17 protein-coding genes are annotated in these 25,031 nt (G+C 61.5%); 11 read left to right on the top strand and 6 right to left on the bottom strand.

Annotation, left to right across the window (positions count from 1 at the left end; genetic code table 11):
• Positions 1-164: 164 nt before the first annotated feature.
• Both GIW02_RS22340 and GIW02_RS22335 read right to left on the bottom strand, forming a co-directional pair.
• Positions 165-2,576, bottom strand: a complete 2,412-nt coding sequence (locus GIW02_RS22340) for a glucose/quinate/shikimate family membrane-bound PQQ-dependent dehydrogenase (RefSeq protein WP_236422076.1) — start codon at positions 2,574-2,576, stop codon at positions 165-167.
• 589 nt (positions 2,577-3,165) lie between these two features.
• Positions 3,166-5,184 carry a TonB-dependent receptor gene (locus GIW02_RS22335; protein WP_236419811.1) on the bottom strand — a complete coding sequence of 673 codons (2,019 nt, stop codon included), beginning with the start codon at positions 5,182-5,184 and terminating at the stop codon, positions 3,166-3,168.
• A 187-nt stretch (positions 5,185-5,371) separates the two neighbouring features.
• Between GIW02_RS22335 and GIW02_RS22330 the strand changes: the two genes are divergently transcribed.
• The gene (locus GIW02_RS22330) at positions 5,372-5,605 is read left to right on the top strand and encodes a VF530 family protein (protein ID WP_236419809.1); all 234 of its coding nucleotides are present in this window, start codon (positions 5,372-5,374) and stop codon (positions 5,603-5,605) included.
• 4 nt (positions 5,606-5,609) lie between these two features.
• Complete coding sequence (locus GIW02_RS22325) at positions 5,610-6,233, top strand: Pr6Pr family membrane protein (RefSeq protein WP_236419807.1); 624 nt, start codon at positions 5,610-5,612, stop codon at positions 6,231-6,233.
• Positions 6,234-6,732: 499 nt separating this feature from the next.
• Here GIW02_RS22325 and GIW02_RS22320 read toward each other — a convergent pair whose 3' ends face one another.
• Positions 6,733-7,509, bottom strand: a complete 777-nt coding sequence (locus GIW02_RS22320; RefSeq protein WP_236418578.1) for a siderophore-interacting protein — start codon at positions 7,507-7,509, stop codon at positions 6,733-6,735.
• On the bottom strand, positions 7,506-8,078 hold the full coding sequence (locus GIW02_RS22315; protein ID WP_236418577.1) for a PadR family transcriptional regulator: 573 nt from the start codon (positions 8,076-8,078) through the stop codon (positions 7,506-7,508). The genes GIW02_RS22320 and GIW02_RS22315 overlap by 4 nt, the downstream gene beginning before the upstream one ends.
• Positions 8,079-8,605: 527 nt before the next feature.
• On the opposite strand from GIW02_RS22315, the gene GIW02_RS22310 reads away from it, so the two are divergent.
• Genes GIW02_RS22310 through GIW02_RS22270 form a run of 9 tightly spaced genes read left to right on the top strand, consistent with a single transcriptional unit; the run spans position 8,606 to position 16,272 of the window.
• Positions 8,606-9,127 (top strand): fimbrial protein, encoded by a 522-nt coding sequence (locus GIW02_RS22310; protein ID WP_236418576.1) that lies wholly within the window; start codon positions 8,606-8,608, stop codon positions 9,125-9,127.
• 52 nt (positions 9,128-9,179) lie between these two features.
• Entirely contained in the window at positions 9,180-9,740 is a 561-nt protein-coding gene (locus GIW02_RS22305) for a fimbrial protein (RefSeq protein ID WP_236418575.1), read from the top strand.
• Positions 9,741-9,758: 18 nt separating this feature from the next.
• Positions 9,759-12,371 carry an outer membrane usher protein gene (locus tag GIW02_RS22300; protein WP_236422075.1) on the top strand — a complete coding sequence of 871 codons (2,613 nt, stop codon included), beginning with the start codon at positions 9,759-9,761 and terminating at the stop codon, positions 12,369-12,371.
• The gene (locus GIW02_RS22295) at positions 12,368-13,129 is read left to right on the top strand and encodes a fimbria/pilus periplasmic chaperone (RefSeq protein ID WP_456361676.1); all 762 of its coding nucleotides are present in this window, start codon (positions 12,368-12,370) and stop codon (positions 13,127-13,129) included. The genes GIW02_RS22300 and GIW02_RS22295 overlap by 4 nt, the downstream gene beginning before the upstream one ends.
• A 21-nt stretch (positions 13,130-13,150) precedes the next feature.
• Positions 13,151-13,723, top strand: a complete 573-nt coding sequence (locus GIW02_RS22290; RefSeq protein WP_236418573.1) for a fimbrial protein — start codon at positions 13,151-13,153, stop codon at positions 13,721-13,723.
• A gap of 10 nt (positions 13,724-13,733) precedes the next feature.
• On the top strand, positions 13,734-14,231 hold the full coding sequence (locus GIW02_RS22285) for a fimbrial protein (protein ID WP_236418572.1): 498 nt from the start codon (positions 13,734-13,736) through the stop codon (positions 14,229-14,231).
• A 13-nt stretch (positions 14,232-14,244) separates the two neighbouring features.
• Complete coding sequence (locus tag GIW02_RS22280) at positions 14,245-14,724, top strand: fimbrial protein (RefSeq protein ID WP_236418571.1); 480 nt, start codon at positions 14,245-14,247, stop codon at positions 14,722-14,724.
• Between the two features lie 10 nt (positions 14,725-14,734).
• Positions 14,735-15,283 (top strand): fimbrial protein, encoded by a 549-nt coding sequence (locus tag GIW02_RS22275; protein ID WP_236418570.1) that lies wholly within the window; start codon positions 14,735-14,737, stop codon positions 15,281-15,283.
• A gap of 11 nt (positions 15,284-15,294) precedes the next feature.
• Positions 15,295-16,272, top strand: coding sequence for a fimbrial protein (locus tag GIW02_RS22270; protein ID WP_236418569.1), 978 nt, complete (start codon positions 15,295-15,297; stop codon positions 16,270-16,272).
• 236 nt (positions 16,273-16,508) lie between these two features.
• Here the strand turns inward: GIW02_RS22270 and GIW02_RS22265 are convergent, their stop codons facing one another.
• Positions 16,509-21,641, bottom strand: a complete 5,133-nt coding sequence (locus GIW02_RS22265; protein WP_236418861.1) for an NEL-type E3 ubiquitin ligase domain-containing protein — start codon at positions 21,639-21,641, stop codon at positions 16,509-16,511.
• Between the two features lie 140 nt (positions 21,642-21,781).
• Positions 21,782-24,889 carry a transglycosylase domain-containing protein gene (locus GIW02_RS22260; RefSeq protein WP_236418859.1) on the bottom strand — a complete coding sequence of 1,036 codons (3,108 nt, stop codon included), beginning with the start codon at positions 24,887-24,889 and terminating at the stop codon, positions 21,782-21,784.
• Positions 24,890-25,031 lie beyond the last annotated feature (142 nt).

Raw genomic sequence — 25,031 nt, 5'->3', positions numbered from 1 at the left:
AAAGCCTTTTCCAAAAAGTCCCCCGCCGTAAGGGCGGAACCATAGGCAGCCGTTACCCAAAAACCGGATATACCCCCACCCCCCAAAAAACCCCCCCCCCCACAGACAAAAAAAAAGGCAGCCACCCACAAAGGGCAGCCACCTTTCCATACCACCAGCGCAGCTTAATCCGGCAGTTTAAACGCCATCACATAGTCACCCTGCTTAGTCCCCAGCGACCCATGACCACCCGCCATGACCAGCACATATTGCTTGCCGTCCTTGCCGGTATACGTCATCGGTGTGGTCTGCGCGCCTGCTGGCAGGCGGCCTTCCCACAACTGCTTGCCGTTTTTCACATCATAGGCACGCAGGTACTGGTCAAGCGTACCGCTGAGGAACGACACGCCACCCGCAGTGGTAAACGTACCCCCCAGGCTAGGCACGCCCATGCTCAGCGGGATCGGAACCGGCGAGCTGTCACGCACGGTGCCGTTCTTGTGCATCCAGATGGTTTTGTGGGTGGTCAGATCGACCGCCGCCACATAACCCCACGCCGGTGCCTGGCACGGCAGGCCCATTGGCGACAGCATGGCTTCAAGGATCACACCGTACGGTGCGCCTTTGTTCGGCTGTACGCCTTCGGTCTCGCTCACACGTGGACCTTGTTTGGCGATGTCGGCAGCCGGGATCAGCTTGGACTTGAACGCCATGTAGCTCGGGTTCACGAACGCGACCTGGCGTACCGGGTCGACGGAGATACCACCCCAGTCAAACACGCCGAAGTTACCCGGGTAAACGATCGAACCTTGCAGCGATGGCGGGGTGAACGGACCGTCGTAGCGCATCGATTTGAAATCGATCCGGCAGAGCATCTGGTCGAACGGCGTCACGCCCCACATGTCGCGCTCTTTGAGCGGCGGCGGCATGAAGTTCAGGTCGGACTTGGGTTGGGTCGGCGAGGTGCGATCACCGGCCACTGCGCCTTGCGGTACAGCCACTTCATGGATCGGCACTACCGGCTGGCCGGTGGCGCGGTCCAGCACGTAGATGCTGCCTTGTTTGGTGGACGCCATTACCGCTTGCTTCACGCCTTCAGCGGTCTTGATGTCGATCAGCGACGGCTGGCCGCCAACGTCCATGTCCCACAGGTCATGGTGAGTGAACTGGAAGGTCCACTTCACGTGGCCGCTGTCGATGTCCAGGGCAGTCAGGCCGGCAGCGTACTTCTCGGAATCTTCAGTACGGTCGCCGCCGTATTGGTCGGGCATCTGGTTGCCCATCGGCAGGTAGAGCATGCCGAGTTTTTCATCCACGGCGAACATGGACCACATGTTCGGCGAGTTGCGCGTGTAGGTCTTGCCCTCAGCCAACGGGGTGGTGTCGTCCGGGTTGCCGCTGTCCCAGTTCCACACCAGCTTGCCGGTGTGCACGTCGAACGCGCGGATCACGCCGCTTGGCTCATCGGTGGAGACGTTGTCGGTCACGTGGCCGCCGATCACCACCAGGTTCTTGGTCACGGCCGGTGGCGAGGTGGAGTAGTAACCGCCTGGGGCGAAGCTGCCGATGTTGGCACGCAGGTCGACCTGGCCTTTGTCGCCGAAGTCTTCGCACATCTTGCCGGTGTCGGCGTTGAGGGCGATCAGACGGGTGTCGGCAGTCGGCACGAAGATGCGTTTCGGGCAGGCATTCGGTGCAGCAGCCGGGCTGGCGCTGCCGGTTGGGCTCTGCTCGGAAGCGTAGGCGGCGTCATCGTGATACGACACGCCACGGCAGGTCATGTGCGCCCAACCCTTGAAGCTCTCGGCACCCTGGGTGGTGATCTTGGGGTCGAAACGCCAGATTTCCTTGCCGGTGTCCGGGTCCAGGGCAATCACTTGGCTGTGCGGGGTACACACATAGAGCATGCCGTTGACTTTCAGCGGGGTGTTTTCCGCAGTGGTTTCACCCGGGTCGCCTGCGCCAGGGATGTCGCCGGTGCGGAACGTCCACGCCGGGACCAGCTTGTGGGCGTTTTCCGGGGTGATCTGCGCCAGCGGCGAGTAGCGATCACCGTAGGCCGAGCGGCCATAGGAATTCCAATCGCCATCGGCCTGGGTTGGCGCAGCACTGGCCATGCCCGGTACCGCGTCGCGGTCCAGTTGGCCTTTGATCTCACCGGGGTTGGTGAATTGGCTGGCAATGGCGGTAGCACCGGCCAGTACCACGGCGACGCTCAGCGCGCCGGTGCCCAGCGGGGCAGGTTGGCCACGCAGCAACGGACGGCGAAACCACGGGAGCAGCATGACGATGCCCAGGGCGAACAGCAGCGCCAGGCGCGGCACCAATTGCCACCAGTCCAGGCCGACTTCCCACAGGGCCCACACGGTGCTGGCGAACAGCACCAGTGCGTACAGACCCAGCGCGGCGCGGCGGGTGGCCAGCAGCAGAATACCGGTCAAGGTGATGCCGATACCGGCCAGCAGGTAGTACAGCGACCCGCCGAGCATGCTCAGCTTGATGCCACCGGCCAGCAAGGCCAGGCCCATGATCAGCAGCAAGACGCCTAGCAACCTGGGCAGCAGGCGGCTTGGGCTTGAAGCACCATCAGTGCTCATAGTGTGTTTCTCCGTGACGTTGGAATAATTATGTAACCCCGTGCTTCATTCACTGTAGATGACGATTTGGCGCGGGCTTGGTTCAGCGTTAAATCGGTTTTTCTGCGGACAGCGAGGTTTATCCACAGGCGGACGATTTATCCCCAGGCGCACTCGGGTGTAAGACAGCGCTGTCTTTGCAGGTGGGAACAATCAGCAAGATGGGGTCGACCGGGGAATGAAACGTTTCAGGTTGTTGCGAAGGATAAAGCGAGTGGCGGCTGAGAGAAAGCCTAAAACGCAAGATGCATCATTTCAGATTTGGTAACAGTGACGAAGTGTCGCTGCCAAAAAGCGGTCGCAGCCCAGTTTTTGTAGGGCGTGAGCTTGCAGTAGGAAGTGAGCGTGTTGTGGAAAGTGGAGCGTGTTGTGGCGAGCGGGCTTGCCCGCGTTGGGGCGCGAAGCGGCCCCAGTGAAATCACCGCGGTGTTTCAGGTACACCGCGGTGGCAGTTTTTGGGGCGGCTTCGCCGCCCAACGCGGGCAAGCCCGCTCGCCACACTACGCCCTTCTCCAAGTCCTACTCCACTGGGGGAATTGTGGTTATTTTTTTAGAAGGTGGTGCGCAGGCCTACCTGCACGCTTCTGCCCGGTGCCGGTGCGATATCGCGCAGGATCGAGCTTGCATAGCGCACGGTCTGGTTGGTCAGGTTTTCGCCATTCACAAATGCCAGCCACTGGCTGCCGCCCAGGTTGAAGCGATACCCCGCGCTTGCACCCAAGGTGGTATAGCCATCGGTGCCGCTCTCGTTGTCCGGCACACGGCCCTGGCCGGCGGCGTGTTCGACGTCGATGCGTGCCTGCCAGCGATCCAGTTCCCACAGCAAGCCGCTGTTCAGGCGCAGCGGCGCAATACGGGGCAAGGCTTCGCCGGTGTCCAGGTTGGTGGCGCGTGTGTAGTCGCCCGACAGCTCCAGCGCGAACTTGCCGTAGGCGCTTTCGCCAAGTTTGATGTGATCCTGGGCCTCAAAACCTGCGAAACGTGCACGCACACCCGAGTATTCGTACTCAGGGATGCCCGCTGCGTCTTCTTCGCCTTCGTCGTTCAACGTACGACCGGTACCCAGCAAGCCGATGTAATTGGAGAAGCGGCTGTAGAAAACGCCAAAGCTGCCCTTGTGGGTGCCGTTGTCAAAGCGCAGGGCCAGGTCGCTGGACACGGCTTTTTCTTTCTTCAGGTTGGCATCGCCCCGCTCATAGGTGCCGGTGGCGACGTGGGCACCGTTGGCGTACAGCTCGTAGAAGGTCGGCGCGCGTTCGGTGTAGCCGAGCGTCGCGGCCACCGACCAGATTGGCGTAAGGCTGTACACCGCGCCCGATGACAGGCTGCCGGCGGTGAAGTCATTGCTGTTGTCGGCGCCGGCAAAGCGCGCGTTGCCCTTGGCGTCCGGGTCGACGCTGGTGTGTTCCAGGCGCCCGCCGAGGCTGAGCTTGAGGCGCTCGGTGGCCTGCATTTCTTCGAGGATGAAGAGCGCGCCGGCATTGGTGTCGGTCTGCGGCACGAAGGCTTCTTCGCCCAGGGCCGAGAACTCGTTGCGCGTCACTTGTGCGCCGACCACGCCATCGAATGGGCCGATGGGCTGGTGCCGCGCTTCAACGCGGGCTTCGTAGCCTTTGTTCTTGAAGACCGTGCCGGTTTCGCCGCCTTCGATTTCGCGGTGCTCGTAGTCGGTGTAGCCGGCGTCGAGTTTCACCGAGGTAAACGGGCCTTGCAGGTTGCGGATCTCGGAGGCGAACGCGTAGTGATCCTGCTGCATGCGGATACGCACGCCTTGCTCGGCGGGGGAGCCGTAGTTGGCGTCGTAGTTGCTGTAGGACAGCCCGGCATAGCCGTCATCCCAGGTGTAGGAACCGCCCACCGCGCCGCCGTCCTGGCGCCCGTCGCTGTTGCCCAGGCGGCCGTTTTTGCCGGGGCCGTCTTCGCTTTCGGGGGCGTGTCGGCTGCGGGCGAAACCCGGGATTTTCAGGTCGTTGAATTCGCGCGCATTGGCGTCCAGGTGCAAGGCGAAGGTGCCGTTGCCGGCTTCCAGTTTGCCCGCGCTGCTGCGCGTGGTATCGGCGCCGCCGTAGCGCAACTCACCCGCACCGTGGATGCCTTCGATGGCTTCAGTGGGGATGCGGTTGTCGAAGGTGTTGACCACGCCGCCGATGGCACTACCGCCATACAGCAGGGCGGCCGGGCCACGCACGATTTCAATGCGCTCGACGTTGACCGGGTCCAGCGGCACCGCGTGGTCGTAGGACAGTGACGACGCGTCCAGCGCGCCCACGCCATTGCGCAGGATGCGAATGCGGTCGCCATCCTGGCCACGAATGATCGGCCGGCTGGCGCCAGGGCCGAAGTACGACGAGGACACGCCCGGCTGTTTGTTCAGGGTTTCACCGAGGCTGCCTTTTTGTTGCAGGGTCAGCTCGTCGCCTTCCAGCACCGTGGTGGGCGAGGCGAGCTGCTCGCTGCCCAGCGGGTTGCCGGTGATGACTTGGGGTTGCAGTTCAAGGGCGTTGGCCTGGGCGCAGATCAACAGGGCGGTAGCCAGCGGGGTCAAGCGCCACGGGGAGGAGAGGGACATCGGACATTCCTTGGCAAAACGGCAGAAGAAGAGAAGGCTGAAGATTGCTTGGTTATAATATAACATCTCTTTTTTCGTCGAGAAGGGGAACTTTCTCCCAGGGTCTATATTCACTGCAGCGCTTCCACCGTTAAGCCCCGTCGGCTAAGGTGCGCGGCTGTAATCCTCTTATTGCAAAAGGCCCGGCATGACCGCGACAAGTAACGACCCACTCCACGGCGTGACCCTGCAGCACGTCCTCACCACCCTGGTGGAACACTACGAATGGGAAGGCCTTGCCGAGCGTATTGATGTGCGCTGCTTCAAAAGCGACCCGAGCATCAAGTCGAGCCTCACCTTCTTGCGTAAAACGCCTTGGGCGCGCGATAAAGTCGAAGGGTTGTACGTGAAGCTGATGCGCACCAAACGCCCGCTGGATTGAGCCGATGAAGCGGTATGTGGCGGCAGCGGCGCTGGCCGGTTGGGCGGGGTTGGCGATTCAGCAATACCTGATTCTTTATTCGCGCTGGTCCACTGGTGCAAGCCTGATGGGCGGGCTGATCAACTTTTTCAGTTTTTTCACGGTGCTGACCAACACCCTGGCGGTGGTGGTGTTGAGCTATGCGTGGGTGCAACGCGATTCGGCGGCGAAGCGGTTTTTTCTCGCGCCCGCTGTCAGCAGTGGCATCGCCGTGAGCATCGTGGTGGTGAGCTTGGCCTACAACCTGTTGCTGCGGCATTTATGGCAACCCGAGGGGTTTCAATTTATCGCCGACGAGTTGCTTCACGACGTGATGCCGCTGTTGTTTGCGCTGTATTGGTGGCGTTGCGTGCCCAAGGGCAGTCTGCGGTTCAAGCACATCGGCCTGTGGGCGATCTACCCGGTGGTGTACTTCGCCTATGCGCTGCTGCGCGGGGATCTGCTGGGGCAGTACCAGTATCCGTTCATTGACGTCGGCACCCTGGGTTATCCACAAGTGTTTGTGAACGCCGGGGGCATTCTGGCGGGGTTTGTGTTGGTTGCGTTGGCGGCGGTGGGGCTGGATAAGCTGCGTTCAGCTCAGCGTTGACGTGTTACAGCGCGTGGATGTGTTGTGCTGCTGAAGTAGCAAATCGGCTGGCTGTGAAGAGCCGGATGGGTGTGCCAACCAGGCGTGGTGTGGCAACCAGGCATGGTGTGGCGAGCGGGCTTGATGTGGCAACCAGGCTTGGTGTGGCGAGCGGGCTTGCCCGCGTTGGGCTGCGAAGCGGCCCCAGCACCAGGCGCCGCGATTGCTTGGGCGAAACGCGGCGGTCCACATCGGGGCCGCTTCGCGCCCCAACGCGGGCAAGCCCGCTCGCCACACCAAGCCTGGTTGCCAAATCAAGTCTGGTTGCCACACCAAGCATGGTTGCCAAATCAAGTCTGGTTGCCACACCAAGCCTGGTTGCCAAATCAAGTCTGGTTGCCACACCAAGCCTGGTTGCCAAATCAAGTCTGGTTCTCACACTAGGCCTGGTTGCCACATCAAGCCCGCTCGCCACAGCAAGCGGGTCACAACTGGTTCGCTGGTCACAGGGCCTGGCGGTTTAGTCTTCCTGGCTGTCTTGCGCGCGCCAGTAACCCGCGGCCTTGAGGAAGGCCTCGTTGACCTGGTGCGTGTCCAGCAACACGCGCCGCAGCTGGCGCGACAGTTTGCTTTCGGTCGCCACGAAACTGTACAGCGAGCCACTTGGCGGCGTCAGGTTCTGCACGGTCTCAAGCAGGTCATCCTGGTCGCGTATCACCCAGATAACCTCTACCTCGGCAGCGCTATGCAGAGCTTGCCGTTCTGCCGCATTGGCGATCTCGATCACAACCAGCGCCTTGCGCCCCGCCGGCAATTCTTCAAGACGCCGGGCGATGGCCGGGATCGCGGTTTCATCGCCGATCAACAGGTAACTGTCGAATATATCCGGTACGATCATCGAACCCCGCGGGCCGCCGATGTGCAGGTGCTGGCCGACTTTCGCCTGCTCGGCCCACGTGGACGCAGGGCCATCGCCGTGCAGCACGAAGTCGATGTCCAGCTCATTGATGCTCAGGTCAAACCGGCGCGGCGTGTAGTCGCGCATGGCGGGTTTGGGGCCGTCGCCCTGCAGGGTGAACGTCGGGCTGTCGAGTGCCGCTTGCTCGGCCGCGTTCTGCGGGAACAGCAGCTTGATATGGTCGTCGCTGCCCAGGCTCACAAAGCCGGCCAACTGCGGCCCGCCCAGGGTGATGCGGCGCATGCGCGGGGTGATGTCCACGACCCTGAGCACCTCCAGGCGGCGGCGCTTGATTTCATGCATGACGCGGTGGATTTCCAATTTGTTGGATTCAGTCATTGCGTGTGCTCCGGTACAAGTTGTACGGCTGGACCGTCGACGATGGCCTGGGCCGTGGCGTTGAGCAGGTCGCGTACGCGGATGACTTCATCCGCGCTCCAGCGGCCGTGATGCAGCTGCAGGGCGTGGCGCAGGTTGTGCACCGCCTCGTGGATTTCCGGCGGGCGATCGTGGCCGCGCAACGAGCGTTTGCTCACATCGATGCGCATGCGCACGCCGTCCAGGGCAACGGCTTGCTCGCTTAGAAAGAGACGACCGGCGTCGGTGATTGTGTAACGTTTTTTGCCGCCTTCGGCGTCGCCGGTGATCAATTCGCTTTCTTCCAGGAAGGTCAGCGTCGGGTAAATCACCCCGGGGCTGGGGCTGTAGGCGCCGTCGAACAAACCTTCGATCTGGCGGATCAGGTCGTAGCCGTGGCAAGGCTGTTCGGCGATCAGCGCCGGCAGCAGCAGTTTCAGGTCGCCGGGGGCGAAGACCCTTGGGCCGCGGCCGCCGCGTTCGCGGCCTGGGCGTTTTTCGAAGCCGTCGCGGCCTTCACCGTGGGGGGGGTGGGAATGATGGTCTCTCATTGGGCGTTCTCTCTCGTTGGTTAAGACATAACGTAAGATATATCTTAAAGAGTGCGCAATCCGGCCAGACGAACGGTCATCCCCGGCGTTTGGTGACGAGCGCCACAAAACGGCGTCAATCGGCTCGACACATTCTTCAATGTGTTAGTTGATAGTGTCCCGTAAGTTCGGTTGTTTTTTAATGTTCGTAATCTTATTCTTACGGACGTCTCCCGCGATAAATTATTCTCATTTATCCACGCGTAGTCCTCTTCTTACAGTTAAATTTAAAGTTTTGGCAAAGTGCCATAATTTTCCTATGTGTCGTGGTGTAACAGAGCTACGCAACTAGGAGAATTGGACGGCTTTCTTATTGGGAATCGCCACGGATAATTGCTCGGCGTCAAACGGATCCCTGAATTGCAATGCAAGTAGTTGGAGAAAGTTAAACACTCCACTGCCTCAGGGATCGTTGGCACGCTTAATAAGTCCTGCGCACAACTACGGCAGGATTCCGATGCGATTTAATAATACGTGAGCGTCTGCAAATGAAATATAAAGTGAAAACTGCACTGTTGACTGTCGGCCTGTTGGTGGGTTCTATCTCCGTTGCTAATGCGGCTGATGGAACGATTACGTTTTTGGGGTCGGTCCACTCGGGTGCTTGCTCGATCAAGCCTGAATCCGTAGACCAGTCGGTTCACCTTGGCGCAATCGCAAAGCATCAGCTGGAAACCGGTGGCCGTTCGGAATCGCGCCCTGTGCGTATCGAACTTGAAGGCTGCGACCTCACCGGCCTCACCGATAACACCGTCACCACAACCTTCACCGGCGCGCCGTCGGGCTCTGTTCCTGGGGCAATCGGCACCGTCGGTGGCGCGGGCGGCGTGGGCATCATGATGACCCATGGCGGCCGACCTATCGTGTTGGGCACCCCAACCACTCCGCAAGCCATTGCCACCGGTAACAACACGCTGGAGTTTGGTGCCTATGTGCAAGGCCAGGCTACGGGCGCAATCGTTCCTGGTGAGTTCAGCGCAGTCACCAATTTCACCTTGGCTTATCAGTAAGTGTTTCCCCCGCCGCTCAAGGGTGGCGGGGGGAAACTGGCGGGAGGTTCAGGTGAAAACATTCATAAGTCTCGCTGTTGCCTCTTCTTTGACGATGTTCATCAGTCCGTGGGCATTCGCGCAGGCGGAACCGCAAGGCGATGGGGTCGTCACGCTGGGAGGCACAGTCATCGATTCAGCCTGTGGGCTGGAATCGAGCTCTGTCGACCAAACCATCGAAATGGCGTCAGAACCCGTAGGTCGGCTTCTGCGTGACGGGCAAGGGCAGGCACAGTCCTTCCAGTTGCGCCTGATCAATTGCTCGCTGAGCCGTCCCGACCCCTTGCGGCCTGGTGAAACCCTGCCGGATTGGGAGCATGTGCGCGTGACGTTCGACGGCGCTACTGATCGGGGAGGGCTCTCATTCGCAGCCTTTGGTGGTTCACAGGGTGTCGCCTTCCACATTGAGGACGCCGCCGGTGAAGCGTGTTCGCCAGGCAAGCAAATGGGCCTGTACCCGATCGTTGAGGGAAACATGACGCTCAACTACACGGTTCGCTTAATGGGCAACGGAGTGCCGCTGTTAGCCGGCGATCACACTGCCGCAGTGCGGTTCAAGTTGGAATACTTTTGAAAATGATGGGTTGCTTGCATGTGGAATGCGTCGAAAGTCATAAATATGCTTCGCCCAGGCATCGTGGGTGGCTTGATATCATTGGCAGGCACGGCACTGGGCGCCGAGGATATTGAGTTCAATACGGATGTACTCGATTTAACGGACCGCACCAATATTGATTTGTCCCGGTTTGCCCGCAGTGGGTTTATCTTGCCGGGCACTTACTCAATGGTTGTGCAGATAAATACTCAACCTGTTTCTGAACAGCCCGTGGCGTTCTATCCCCCCGATAATGATCCCAAAGGCAGCCAGGCCTGTTTAACCGCTGACGTGGTAGAACAGTTGGGCCTGAAAACGGCCAGCACTGAAAAACTGCACTGGTGGAAGGGTGGAGAGTGCCTCGACTCCCAGAGCTTGCCCGGCATGGAGGTCAGCGCCGATCTGGCGACCGCCACGCTGAACATCAGCCTGCCCCAGGCCTATCTCGAATACAGCGCCATCAACTGGGACCCACCGTCGCGTTGGGACGAAGGGGTGCCGGGGCTGTTGATGGACTACAACATGACGGCCCAGTCCAGCTACCGCAGGGATGACGGTACGCGCAATAACCTCAGCGGTAACGGGACATTGGGCGCCAATGCCGGAGCCTGGCGCCTGCGGGCGGACTGGCAGGGGCGTGTCGAAAAGGACCGCCAGTCGGCGAACAACCCACAAAAGCTCGAGTGGAGTCGCTACTACGCGTATCGCGCCATTCCCGAGCTCAGAGCACGCCTGGTGGTGGGCGAGGACTACCTGTATTCGGACCTGTTCGACAGCTTCCGTTTTACCGGCGCCGCGCTCAAGTCGGATGAAAGCCAGCTGCCACCCAACTTGCGCGGTTACGCGCCGGAAGTGGTCGGCGTGGCCAAGACCAATGCCAAAGTCATCATCAGCCAACAGGGGCGTGTGCTCTATGAAACGCTGGTGGCGGCAGGGCCGTTTCGTATTCAGGATCTGAATGACGCTGTGTCCGGCATGCTGGATGTGCGGGTAGAAGAGCAAGACGGTACAGAACATAAATTCCAGATCTATACCGCCGGCGTGCCTTACCTGACCCGCCCTGGGCAAGTGCGTTACAAGGTGTCTGCCGGGCGACCGTCGAACCTTCAGTACCACGCTGATGGTGCATTTTTTGGCACCGGCGAGTTTTCTTGGGGGATCAGCAATGGTTGGTCGCTCTTGGGCGGTGCGATTACGGATAACAATTACCGTGCGCTGTCGGTTGGGGTCGGGCGCGACTTGTTGGCATTCGGGGCCATTTCCGTGGATGTCACGCAGTCCCGGGCAACGCTGTGGAACGACACGCTTTCGGGTAAATCCTACCGCCTTCAATATTCCAAGAACTTTGAGCAGTACGACAGCCAAGTGACCTTCGCCGGTTACCGGTTTTCCGAGAAAAACTTCGTGAGCATGAGCCAGTACCTGGATGCCCAGCATTACGGGTTGAACGGCGAACTGGCGGGGCGCGGCGAGTACGACCAAAACGGCGATTACGTCGAGCACTGGAACCCCATCGGTGGCAACAAGGCGCTCTATACGATAACGGTGAACAAGCAGTTCCGTGACCTGGGCGCGACCGTCTACGCCAGCTACAACAAGCAGACCTATTGGAACCGGCCAGAGACGCAGCGCTGGAACGTGTCGGCGTCGCGCTACTTCAATCTGGGCACCGTCAAAAACCTGAATATGTCCCTGAATGTCTACCGCACGCAGGAGTACCACTATAAGGATAACGGCCTGGCGCTGACGGTCAGTTTTCCGCTGGGGCCTAGCGGCACGCTGTCGATGGACGCGAGTAGAGCGGCCGGCAAAAACAGCTTTTCAACACGCTTCAACGATCGCATCGATGAGCACAACAGCTACCAGCTCAGTGCCAGCGATGACTCCGCCAGTGGTTACTTGAGCCATATCGGTGACCAGGTCGATGTCGACTTGAGCGCCAGTGCCCGAGAAGGCAATAACCGCACCCTCAGTGCCTCTGTGCGCGGTGGCGGCACGCTCACCCCCTATGGTGCGGCACTGCACCGTACCACGAGTACCGGCGGTACCCGGCTGATGGTCGATACCGGCGGAGTGCCCGATGTACCCGTACGCGGTTATGGCACCCCCACTCGCAGCAACGCGTTTGGCAAGGCGGTCATCGCCGACATCGGCAGCTACCAGCGTACGGCGGCCAGTGTCGATCTGGAACGCCTGCCCAGCGACGTCGAGGCCACGCAGTCGGTCACCCAACTGACGCTCACCGAAGGCGCTATCGGCTATCGGACGCTGGAAGTGATTTCCGGCAAGAAAGCCATGGCGGTCCTGCGCCTGCCCGACGGCAGTGCACCGCCTTTCGGCGCGACGGTGAAGAACAGCAAGCAACAGGACACCGGGGTTGTGAACGATGGCGGAGACGTCTACCTGAGCGGCATTCAGCCCGGCGAGCAGATGGTCGTCAGTTGGGGTGGAACCGAGCGCTGCATCCTCACGCTGCCTGCCGATTTGCCTGCTGATGGCTTGACCTATTCCCTGCAACTGCGCTGCCAGCTGGTAGCCACCGATCCATCTGTACCCGAGCCAGCAGGGCTGACCGGGAAGCGTAACGATACGGAGAACACATCCTCATGATGCTGAATATGCGCTACACCCTTCAGGTCTTCGCATGGCTGGCCTTGGGCGTTAGCCAAAGCGCCAACGCTGCGGTGGCCCTGGACCGTACCCGGGTGATTTTCGATGGCGGTAAAGATGCCACCAGCGTGAACATCACCAACAACAACACCCAGTTGCCGTACCTGGCGCAGGGTTGGATCGAAGACGAAGCGGGTAAAAAAATCACCTCGCCGCTGATCGTGCTGCCGCCGGTTCAACGGTTGGAGCCTGGCAAACAAAGCCAGGTGAAAGTCCAGGCACTGCCGGCCGCCAAGGCGCTGCCGCAGGATCGAGAAACGGTCTTCTACTTCAACCTGAGGGAAATCCCGCCGCGCAGTGACAAGGCCAACACCTTGCAGATCGCGCTGCAAACCCGGATCAAGTTGTTTTACCGGCCGCAAGCCATTACGCCGACCCAGCAAGACCTGTCCACCCCGTGGCAGCAAAAGCTGACATTGACCCGCCAGGGCGACAGCTACCAGGTCAATAACCCCACGCCGTATTACGTGACCCTGGTGGATGCACGCAGCAGCAAGGACGGCAAGACCCTGGAGGGCTTCGAGCCCGTAATGGTTGCTCCCAAAGGCTCACAGGCCCTGGGGCTCGCGGCCAAGGTGCTGGGTAATACCCCCTACCTGGCCTACGTGAATGATTACGGCGGACGCCCGGTGTTGGCCTTCACCTGCAGGGGTGAAACCTGCACGGTGGATGTAAACGCCTCAACGCCCAATCAGTAGTGCCTGCCGCCGGAGAACATCATGAAGATGCACACAGTGAAGGGCTTGGGCTGTCTGTTATTGGCCCTGATGGGGCGCGCGCATGCCCAGGATGTCGAGGGCATGATGGGCATGCTGAATATACGCGGGGCCATGCATGAAATGCCGTGCGGCCTGGAGATGACATCGGCCCACCAGACCATCGACCTGGGGGCTATCTCGGCCGGCCAGTTGCAACGGCCAGGTGATCAGGCCACCTCCAGGCCCATTCAACTGCGCTTTCAGGATTGCCAGCGCACCGCCGGCAAGATCACCAGTGAGCGCACCGGCAACCTGACCTGGAGTGCCCATCAACCGGTGCTGTCGGTGATGTTTATCGCACCCGCCGATGCCGATGATCCACGCCTGGTCAAAGTGCAGGGCATCACCGGGATGGGCCTGCGATTGACCGACCCCGAGGGGCGGGATGTGCAGCTGGGCTCACGGGGCGAGCCGTTGTTTCTGCCCATGGGCAGCAACACGCAAACCTGGAATGTCCAGCCCACGCGTACCTCCGCGCCATTGACCAGCGGGGCATTCAGGGCCGTGGTGGATTTCAGGCTCAATTATGAGTAAGGGCAGAGCAATGGCTAAGTTAACCGGCTTGCGAGCCATGTTTATCGGTGGAGGCTTGCTGTGCGCTGTCAGCCAGGGCGCGCAGGCCAATGTGAACCTGACGATCCGCGCGGTCATCATTGCGCCGCCACCCTGTGTGATCAACGGCGGCAGCACGCTCAATGTGCCGTTCGGCAACGACCTGCACACCACGCGCATCGACGGCGTCACCTATCGCCGCGACGTGCCGTACACGGTCAGTTGCACCCCCCCTGTCTACAGCAATGCGATGACCCTGGAGCTACAGGGCACAGGGGCTTCGTTTGACAGCGGCGTGCTCTCTACCCGCAAGACCGACCTTGGGGTGAAGCTGTTCGTCAATGGCGCCGACTGGCCGCTGAATACGCCCGTCAGGTTCACTCATCCCAACTTTCCAGCCGTGCAGGCGGTGCCGGTCAAGCGCGTGGGTAGCACGCTGACGGGCGGGGCATTCGATGCCTCCGCGACCCTTGTGATCGAGTACCAATGATGAGGAATGATCAATGACTTTTTGGCCGCAGCGAGCCCTGCTCGCCTTGTGTTCAATCGGCTTGTGCAGCGCGGCGTCGGCCAACCTGACGTTCAACGGAACGCTGAACGAGCCGCCACCCTGCACGATTGATTCCGGGCGCAACATTGAAGTCGACTTTGGCGATGTCGGCACCAAGCGCGTCGACGGCGTGAAGTACCGCAGGGCAGTGGGCTACACCATCAACTGCGGCACCTCCCCGCTGCCGTGGCTGCTCAAGTTGAGCATCAGCGGCACCGCAACCACGTTTGATGGCGCGGCGTTACAGACCACGGCGCCGGACCTGGGGATTCGGCTGCTGCAAAACAACGTGCCGTTTCTACTCAATACGCCATTGGATATCTCCATCACTGCACCCCCGACATTGGAAGTCGTCCCCGTCAAACGGCCAGGCGCGGTGCTGGCCCCGGCACGGTTTACCGCGGTGGCCACGCTGTTGGCCGAATACCAGTAGGAGTCAGTGTATGCGACATCAAAAGGTTCATAAGGCCTGGTCATGTGCCGGGCTGGCAATGCTGCTCAGCGTTGGCCTGGCGCCCAGTGCGCAGGCGGCGGACAACCTGCGGTTCATGGGCAACCTGGTCGAACAGGCCTGCACCATCCGCCCCGGCGATGAGGCCCTCACGGTGGAACTCTGGGACGTTACCAGCACCCACCTCTACATCAACACGCGCACCGTGGGTAAGGGCTTCCGGCTGCACCTGGACGATTGCAACACCACGATCAGCGAGTCGGTTTCCATCACCTTTGCCGGTCGGGAAAACGCCGCGCTGCCTGGCTTGTTCGCACTGGACGGCGGCAGTGGTGCCAGCGGTATCGGGCTCGGTATCGAGACGCCGAGTAAAAAGCTGGTACCCGTGAACATCGCCAGCGACGAACAGCGTTTGACCCCTGGCAACAACGTCATCGAGCTCAAAGCCTTTGTGCAGGGCGAGCCGAATGCCATTCGGGACAAGACCATCGAAGAGGGTGCCTATCGGGTGACCTCCATTTTTACGCTGGATTATCCATAGTAGAGATCAACATGAAACGACTATATGCAGCCATTGGGCTTCTTGCTCTGATGGGCATGACAACCACCGTGAGAGCAGCGGATTGCAGTGTCAACGGCGGGCCGTGGCAAAGGATAGGCGCTGGCACGACGTTAACCCTGCAGGTCCCAGTCAATGTCCGGCCGGAAGTGAATACACCGCGTATCCTCCTTGAAGGGGTGAGGCTGAGCTGCCGATTCGAACCTGATAGCTACCCCGGGTATGGGCGGCAAGATTATTGGGCAACCGGAACCAGGGTCGGCCCGGCTTGGACACCGGGCCCGAAATTCACCAACCAAAGCGCTGGCTTGCGTATCAATGGGACGTATCGGGATGTTCCGATCCCGTCGGGTATTCGGATTGCGACCATGACGGATAGTGGCTTCGCCCCTATGCCGATCGAGGTAATACCTTATATTTTACAGCGCAACAATCCGGTGACGCCGATTGATATTCGAGTAGGCGACACCCTTGGCACCTTACGCCTCGATCAGACAAACAATTATGATTCCCTCTCGACGAACCTCAGCCTTGTATATATCGCCAACAACAACTTCACCGTTTCCCCATCAACCTGCACCATCAACAACAACAACCCGCTCGAGATCAATTTCAACGACGTGCACCAGCGTGCAATCGGCACCGACCCACTGACCACTACCATCCGCACCAACCGCCGGCTTAACTATTCCTGCCCTGGCCCGGGAAGTGTTACCACGCCGATCACCATTACCTACCAAGGCACGCCTTCGTCGTTCAACTCGAACTTGCTGACCATGAGCAATCCGGATGTGGGAACGGGCCTTGTCCGTGGGGGGACGGCGGTACGGGTAAACGGTTCGTTCCTGAGCCAGATCACCAACAATGCAGGCGGCGACGACGTGACATTTACCCTTGTCAAACGCGCGGGGACCCTCCCTGCCGCCGGCCCCATCAGCGGCAGCGGTGTACTCGTGATGGGCGTGCCCTGACCCCCTCTAACCGTGGCGAGCCTTGTCCAACACTCGACGACGTCTAATAACCACCCTAACCGTGGCGAGCGGGCTTGCCCGCGTTGGGCTGCGCAGCAGCCCTCTGCTTGTGTGCCGGTTCCACCTGGCCCAGCGCATCCAGCCTTCCGGGGCCGCTTCGCGCCCCAACGCGGGCAAGCCCGCTCGCCACAAAGGCGTTGTTCAGTGCTCGGCGATGTCTGGTGGTTGCTAGGGCATTAGAGGTGTGTGGGCTCGATGACCCTGCGGTTACTCAGCCCGGTCGCGTTGGCCAGTGCTTCGCGGGTCAAGCGGCGCAGCCATTGTTTCTCGCTGTAGCCGAGGTCATTGAGCAGCCGATTGTAGACGTCGTCGCTCATGTCGTTGCCCGAGAACACCACGCTTTCAGGCACCTCCAGCTCATCGGCGAGGCGCTTGAGCCGTTGCTTCAACGCTGCTTTCTGCACCGGGTCCAGGTCCTGTGAACCCGCCCACTGCGCTTGTGCCTCCTGCAACTCATCGAGCTTGAAAAACTGCTCGGTGTAGCGCTGCTCGTTATCGCGATATTCACGGTCGTGGCTGTCGCGCAGGTACTGTTCCCAGTAAGGCTCCAGCAGCATCTGGTTGACCAGGCCGTCACCCTCACTCAACTCCAGCACGGTGGCATAGGCCGTATCGATCTGCTCCTGGCGCACATTGGCCGTCAGCCGGTACAGCATGTGGTCCGACAGCCACGGCAAATCCAGCTTGGCGGCCAGTGACGTCTGGTACGCCAGGTAAACCTCCACCTCATCGACTTCACCGGGTACGCCATCGCGCATGTCCGCGCGCAAGCGCTGGCCCAGGCCGCCTTGGTCGACCGGCTTGAGGCGCTGGGCAATGTCTGCCTGGATGATCTTTTCCAATTGCCTGAGGTGTGCCCGGCCCTTGGCCAGGGTGACGAGCCGGTCGGCCCGCTCGCGGTCCGAGAATGAATAGCGCTGCGCCTCGGTGGCGAGAACTTCGATGCCCATGTTGTTGAAGATCTGCGCCCCGCCATCGGCACACAGGCCGGGGAAGCTCGACAGCTTGAACAACGTTTCACGCAGCGGGGTGTCGACGTTGGCCGCGAGGATCAATTGCCAAACCCGCTGGGTCAGCTCGGTGCGATTGACCTGCAGGCGCTGCTGGTCTTCCAGGGTCTGGGCAGGATCATGTAATTCCAGGGACTTGATCACCTCAAACAGCCCTTGGGAGCCGTGCTCCTGCTCCAGTTTGTCCCACAGCAGCTTGCGATAGTCGTGCAGTTGCGGGTCCATCGCTTCCAGCCAATAACTGCTGTCACCCCTGGGATCGTAGGTGCGATTGGGGTCCAGCCCGGCGGCGAGGCGGTAACTTTCAAAGCGCAGGCGCTGTTCATTCGGCAACGCGCTGCGGTCCAGGCGGGTGCGGGCAACAGTTTCGGCCTGGGGAGAACCGGCCGGGAATTCCGGCACCCACTCAATCCGGTTGCCGCGCAGGTCCAGCAGAAAATCACGGCCCACGGCGCGGGAAAATACGCCCTCCGGCCATGTGCTGATCCGGGTTCGACTCAACAGCAGGCTACGCAGGTTGGGCATCCTGGAGATGTCCGGCGCAAGGTGCAGCGGGTTGTTCTCAAGTACCAGGTGTTCCATGCGACGCAGGTTGGCCAGGCGCCGCTTGTCGGTGGCATCCAGTTCAATCAGGTTGTCGCTCAGGTCGAGGTGTTTCAGAAAGCGCATATCACCGATGGCGGTGGGGAATTCATCCAACTGGTTATGGCTCAGGTCCAGCGAGCGCAGGGCCGGGAAGCCCAGGAGGAAATCCGAATGGGCTTCGGAAAAGTTGCTATAGGTCATCACCAGGCGGGTCACGTGTCTGAAGCCTCTGCGCAGATCCGGCAGGCGCTCAGGCAAGGCGATGCCTCGCAGGTCGAGTTCGGCACCCTGCTGCACATGGCCCCAGGCATCGGTGTGTTCGGCCATGCGGTCTTCCCAGCAGCGGTAGAGCTTATCGGCAACAAAATGCCGTGCGGCTTTGTCGGCGCGGTAGGCCCGGCTGTCTTTGGGGTGCTGGCCGGGGGCGCGTTTCCAGGTTTCCAGTGTTGTGCGCAGCCAGTGTTTCTCGTCCGTCAATTGGTTGAGGACGGTGCGCAGTTGCTCGGTGCCGATGTTGTCGATAAACCGCTGCAGTTGTTGTTCGCTCATCGAGGGAAACAGCAGTTGCATGACTTCCCGGCTGTGCGCCACCTGGGTCTGCGCTGCGGTAGGCTGGTGCCGGCTGGCGCCTGGCCCGCTGAGCAACTGGCTGGTTTCCCGGCTTGCCGTGGTGCGCTGCGGTGGCTTCGCCAACACGCGGCGGCGCTCGGCAAGGGCGTGCAGTTTTTCCATCAACCAGCGTTTCAGCTCGGCGCCCTGGCCGGGTTTCCGGCCCGGCACTGGCACCGCGTGCAGCAGCGATTCATACAGGTCATTGAGCCCATTGAGGCGTTGCCGGGTTTGATCGAACACTTCATAGCCCAGGTGATTTTTGCGTACCAGAATCCGTCGTTGTGACGCGTTCTCGGGGCCGAACTCACAGCGCAACGGGCCGTCCAGGGTCTGGTCGCGTATCTGCAGGTGCAGGTCGGCGAAGGCGTCGCTGTGCAGTTTCAGGGTGTTGAGGGCCATGCGCTCGGTGCCTGGGGTCACGGGCCAGGGCGCGTAAAAGCCGGCGTAGGCCTGGTTGGCGTCGGCGGCGAAACTCAGTTCCTGGGCCTGGTTCAGCAGGCGCAACGGCAGGTGCTGTTCGCCCATGGCTTCACGCTCGGCGGGGGTGGCCGCCTGAATGACGGTGTGCGCCAGGCCGGCATCGAGGTCGGGCAATGACTGACGAAGCAGGCGCACGAACGGATCGCTGGATTGGTCCTTGATCTGCTGCACGTAGGTGCTGATGTCCTCGGTTTGCGTCTTCACGTAGTCGGCCAGTTGGTCACGCAGCGCCTGCACCCGCTCGGCGCCCGGTACGTCGCGGCCGAGCAGGGTGCCCACGGCAGTGTCGTCGAGAAAACCCAGCACGCGCTGCGGCAACTCGCCGGCCATCACCTCCCCAAGGCTGATGTGCAGCGTGGCAGTGGGCGTCGCGCCGGGCTTGCTGTAGGTGCGTGAATCGCCGGTCAGGTCGGCGCGAGTAAACACTTGCAAAGCGGTGTTTTCGGGCCAGCCAGGCAGCTCGGTGACGGTCTGTTCGAACCACGCCGAAGACGGGTCGGGCGGCAGCGGCTTGCCGGTGCGCAGTGTCTCGACAGCGTCTTTGGCCACCTGCCAGGCCTCGTAACGCTTGAAGGTGGCTTCCAGCAAGGGCGGTGGCGGCTGGTTGTACAGGTACACGCCGCGCAACGTGTCGTCGTCGGTGGCACTGACGCGGCGTATCTGGCGCAACTCGATATCGCTGAACGGCTGGGTACGCTGGCCCAGGCGGCGCATCAGGGTGGTGCTGTCCCAACTGCGCGGTTGATCCGCCTCGTGGACGAAGGCGCCATGCTCGTTGAACACCACCTTGGGCGCATAGGCGTGCGGGCGCTCGGGATGGGGGATACGGTGGGGGCCGTTGTCGTCCATCGTCCGCACTTCATAGTGGGTGTTGTTCAGCGGCAGAATCTGTTTGCCCTGGTGTTGATGCAGCCCGCGGCTGTCAGGTTTCGCCCCAGGGGGCAGCTCAATATTTTTCAGCGCATAGGGCGCCAGGTCCGGGTTCCATAACCGTTGGGTGCCGTCGGGCATTTCCACAGGTTTAAGCCCTTCGACAAAAGCTGAGAGCTTCACGCGTGCGAGCGAGCCCAGGGCACTGCCAGCGGCAAACAAGGCGAACTGCTCGATGCTGCCCAGCACGTCGAGCAGGTGTTGGGTGGCCTCAAGCCCTTGGCCCTCGGACCAATCGACGATGCCTTCAAACACCTCATCGGCAAGCTGATAAGCGGTGTAGGCCAGCATCAGTTCCCCCAGCACCGGCACAAACGGCGTAATCACCAGCAACGCGGCATTGAGGATGTCCGAAAGGATTTTTTCCAGGTTGTCCCACCACGCCCAGCGCGCATGCCGGTCGGCCAGGGCGGTGGAGACGGCAAGTTCCTGGGCGTCGTTGAGAACCTTGTTCAGCTTGCGCCGGTACTGGTTGTTCCACAGGTCGTTATCGCTGCTGACGCTGGAGCGATTCTGGTAGTCGTCGGCGATGTCCAGCAGGCGAAACTGCAGATTGGGCCTATCCACCGGGGTGTCTTTCCAGGTTGGCCCCGGGTCGGTGGCGGCTTTCTGGTGCCAGCGCACCTGGCTGAGGCGGGCATTCAGGTCGGCAAAGAAATAGCCGCGTTGCGCTTGCGCCACGAACTGGCTGAAGAACAATTGATAACGCGGGGTATCCCGCAACTGGCGGGTCAGTTCCTGCATGAACGCGGCAGGTGACGGGTATTCCTTGAGCGGGTGCTCGGGGTCTTCGGGCACATAGGCCAGCAGCCGGCCAAGGTGGAGGGGCGAGTCGGGCGACGGGCAGAACACCACGATACCGGTCAGGGCAATGTCCATCAGGCTCAGGGTGTAGGGCGTGAGGCGACGACCATCGAGGTACGCCGCTTGGTCTGCGATCAGTTGCAGCATCGCGGTGTGGGCGTCCTGCTGGATATCGCCCTTGGCCAGGGCCAGGTGCGCGGCGACGCTGAGGGCGTTTTTCTGGTTGGCAATCACCGCAAGGCGCAGGGCGCGTGCGCAGGCGCGGTCGTTGAACCCCAATGCTTCTTTGAGCTGCACCTGGTAGCGGGCGCCGATGTCCAGTGCGCGGCAGATGCCCTTGAAGTGCTCGGCGGTCAGCACGGCCCCGGTGTTGCGGTGGCGCAGGGTGAGGATGTCGCGTTGCCCGCGCGGGTCTTCGGCAGACAAAAAGGCATGGTCGACGAAGCGCTCGGCGCCAGCAAAATTGTGCAGCGCCGCGTCCAGCAGGGACACGGTTCGGCTGGTCACGCCCTCGGTGCTGTCATGCACCCACCAGGCGAGGTTGGCCTTGGAATACAGGCGGATGAAGGTCGACTTTACGTCGATTTCGCCGTAGTTGATCAGCGCGTTTTTGAGCAAGGGCTCGGCAAAGGCATGGAGGTTGTTGAGGTCACGAAACGTCTGGTCCAGGCTGTTCTGGCTGTGCCATTGGGCGGTGACAGCCGCTTTGATCTGCGGGTGGTTTGACGCCTGTGGATAAGGGCGGGCGGTGTGGCGCGGGGTGTCTTTGAGTGCTTGTACGCGCACCCCGGACGCGGTTTTTATCCACTGTGGCAGGGCATTTTTGAGGTGTTGTTTGTGCACGCCTTGGAAGTCATCGGCAGGCGGCGGGGCGAGAGGATCGGGCATCGGGAGAACCTGAATAAAACAAGAGTTGCCACTCAGTCTATTCAGGGGCGGGGCTTTGGATAAGTTCGAATACTGGCTGGGAACCGGCGCCGAACCAGCGGAAAAATGCGCCTATAAAGCGCATACCTAATACCCGGTTTTTAGCGTGCGGCGTTGAGGGGAATTGCCTGACACAGCGTGCTGTTTCCCGGCTGCAAATAGGGCGTGAGAATCGGTGCCATGCCCTTGAGCACCTGCACCGGCAACGCCGAGGTGAACCTGAAACCTTGCGCCGAAGCCCCAGGGACAAACGCGGTCAGCGTGCCGAAATGATGCTCGCCGATATAGAACACAAAGGTCGCCGTGCGGTTGATCGCCTTGGAGCTGAGAACCCGCCCGCCGGCGCCGATGGCTTCGATGCGGTTGTCCCCGGTGCCGGTCTTGCCACCCATGGCCAGCGGCGTGCCGTCGGCCAGTTTGAAACTGCCGGCCACGCGGCGCGCGGTGCCGGCGTCCACTACCTGTGACAGTGCTTCGCGCAGTGCGCTGGCGACCTCGGATGGCATCACCCGTTTGCCGCGAGCGGGGTCGGTGATCAGCCTGGTTTCGTACGGGGTGTCGGCGGCAAAGCGCAAGCTGTCGATGCGCAGCGTGGGCTGGCGCACGCCGTCGTTGAGGATGATCCCCACCAGCTCGGCCAGGGCGGCAGGGCGGTCGCCGGAGCTGCCGATCGCTGTGGCCAGGGACGGCACCAGGTGGTCGAAGGGGTAGCCGACTTGTTGCCAGCGCTGGTGAATATCCAGGAAGGCTTCGATCTCCAGCATGGTGCGGATACGGCTGTCGCGGGCGCTTTGATGGCGGCTCTTGAACAGCCAGCTGTAGACCTCCTGGCGTTCGTGTTCGCTGGCGGCGGTGGCCTGGGTGAAGGTGGCCTCAGGGTGGTTGAGCAGGTAACCCATCAGCCACAGGTCCAGCGGGTGGACCTTGGCGATATAGCCTTGGTCAGGCAAGTCGTAGGCGCCGGGGCCATAGTTTTGATAGAGCGTGGCCAGGCGCGCGTCGGTGAGTTTTTCGCTGCTTTTTACGCTGCTCAGGTGCGACCGCACGAAGCTGTTGAAACTGGCCTGGCTGGCGTTGGGCAACAGGTAGCGATGCACCGCCGCCAGGCGTTGGGCGGTGGGGTGCATGCTGTCGAGGAAGGTGTCGAGCCGCGCCTGGGTGTCTTTGTTGCGATATTTTTTCCAGAACTTGAGCAGGAAAGTAGTGCCTTCACGGTCGGCGAATTTGGCCAGGTATTCCTGGCGGCGCGGGTCACTGTCGTCCTTGAGCAACTGGGCGCTGTTGTTGGGTGCCTGGTAGGTGCTGTAGCGCACCAGGTCGCGCATCAGGCGAATGAACGGCAGGTTGATCGATTCGCGCAGGGCCTCGCGCAGGGTCGGGTTGCGGCCATTGTCCTCGTTGCGAAAGTTATGGAAGCGGTGCATGCCGCCGCCGGTGAAAAACCGCTCACCGGGGCTGGCGGAGTATTGCCGGTCAAGGGCTGCGCCAAGCATGTCCGGCAGGCTGCGCTCGCTGTGTTGCAGCAGGTAATCCAGGGCCCAGCGGGTCAGGCGGTCCTGATCGTCGACCTGGACTTTTTTCAGCTCGGCGGGGGGCAGGGCGCCGTAACGGTCATGCAGTTCGCTGATGATTTGCAGGTAGGTGGTGAGTACGCGCAGCTTGGCGGTGGAACCCAGTTCGAGCTTGCTGCCTTCGTTGATGTCGAAGGGCTGGTCGGTGCTGTCGGTCTGCACGCGCACGCGGGCGCCATCGGCGGTCATCTCGTAGAGGGTGAAGCTGTAGCGCACCTGGGCGGTGCTGGCCGGGGTCAGCAGGCGTTCGCCGAGCAGGCCGATCTGCCCGGCGAAAGCGGGGTCGGCCAGGTGCTTGAGGTAGGCAGAAGCCTGCGCTTGCAGGTCACTGTGCAAGGTGCTGGTGGCGGCCAGGTCGAGGCGGTCCAGGTCGTACAGCGGCCGGTTGAGCAGGGCGGCGAGGCGGCTGCGGGCCACGCTGATGCCCTTGTTGGTTTCAATCGGCTGGATCGTCGGTTGCTGCTGCCAGTCACGGTAGGTGACCTGGCTGGCGAGGGCCGCCTTGGCGAGTGCCGGGTCGATCACTGCATTGTGTGCGAGCAGGCGGATATGGCTGTCGGTGAGGTCGGCCAGTTCGGCATGGCCCTTGGTCAAATAGTGCGAGGGGCGACGCTGGGCGATCATCAGCGACAACACTTCGCGCAGGGCCAGGCCTTTTTGCGGCAACTGTGCCGGGTCGTTGCCGGCGAGCAGGGCGTTGGTGTGGTTGAAGTCGGCGCCGTACCACACCCGCAGGCCTTCAGCCATGCCATGCACTTCACCGTGGCCTGGCACGGCCGACAACGGCACGCTGTTGAGGTAGTCGCGCACGATGTCCTGGCGCGCGCCGAGGGTGTGCGGGCCATCCTGGTAGGCCCGCACGCTGGCGGACAGCATCTGGCGGATTTTCTCGCCGCCGGACAGGGTCAGGCCGTCCGGCGAGTGGCGGTATTTTTCCAGTTGAGTGGCGAGGGTACTGCCGCCCGCGCTTTGCCCCGGCAAGTGCAACAGCTTGGCCACCTGCGACCACGCCGCCTTGGCAAACCGGGGCCAATCCACCGCCGGGTTGAGCTGGGGCTGCTTGGGGTCGAGCAGGTCACGGTCTTCGATAAACAGCAGGCTATTGACCACCACCGCTGGGATCGCCGCAAAGCTTGGGTAAAACTGCTGGGGGTAGGTGAACTGGTACAGCGGCGTGGCACGGCAGTCGGTAATGGTCAGCCCCGCCTGGATTTTTTCCGGGTAGGGCACGAACAGGCCGTGGTCGGTGTAATTCATCAGCGCCGGCGAAAAACGCACCTGGCTCTGTATCAGGTAGTCGCGCTTGAGCAGGCGCGGCAGGAAGCTGTTCAAGTCGCTGTAGCCCAGACGCTTGTCGAAAGGCCCCGCACCGGGGTAAACCATGGCGTCGCTGGGGCCGGGGTGCAGGCTGTACGTCAGGTCGGCCGCCCAGCGGCTCAAGTGCCGGGCTTGCCAGGCGGACGTCAACATCTCCCGGTGAGCGGCGAAGGCCGCCACAATCAGCCCGAGTACCAGCACCAACCCGGACCACCGCCCCCACCGCCGTCGCGGACGCGGGCGTTGTGGCAACGGCTGTTCATCCGGGCTGCCAGCGGGAACTGCAGCCTTGGTCGAACCGGTTTGCCATAAAGCGCCCATAGTCGATTGATCCATTCACGCAGATTGATCGGACTTGGTTGAAGCTTAGACGGTGGCAGGCGCGCAGGCAGAGTTTATTAAAACCGTGAACGGTGGCCGGCTTATTGTCGCGAGCGGGCTTGTTGTAGTGAGTGTGATCGTG

The organism is Pseudomonas syringae, from assembly GCF_021606685.1.
Classification (GTDB): domain Bacteria; phylum Pseudomonadota; class Gammaproteobacteria; order Pseudomonadales; family Pseudomonadaceae; genus Aquipseudomonas; species Aquipseudomonas syringae_R.
Note: the sequence above shows the minus strand (reverse complement) of the source record. Positions and strands in the feature narration are given on the sequence as shown.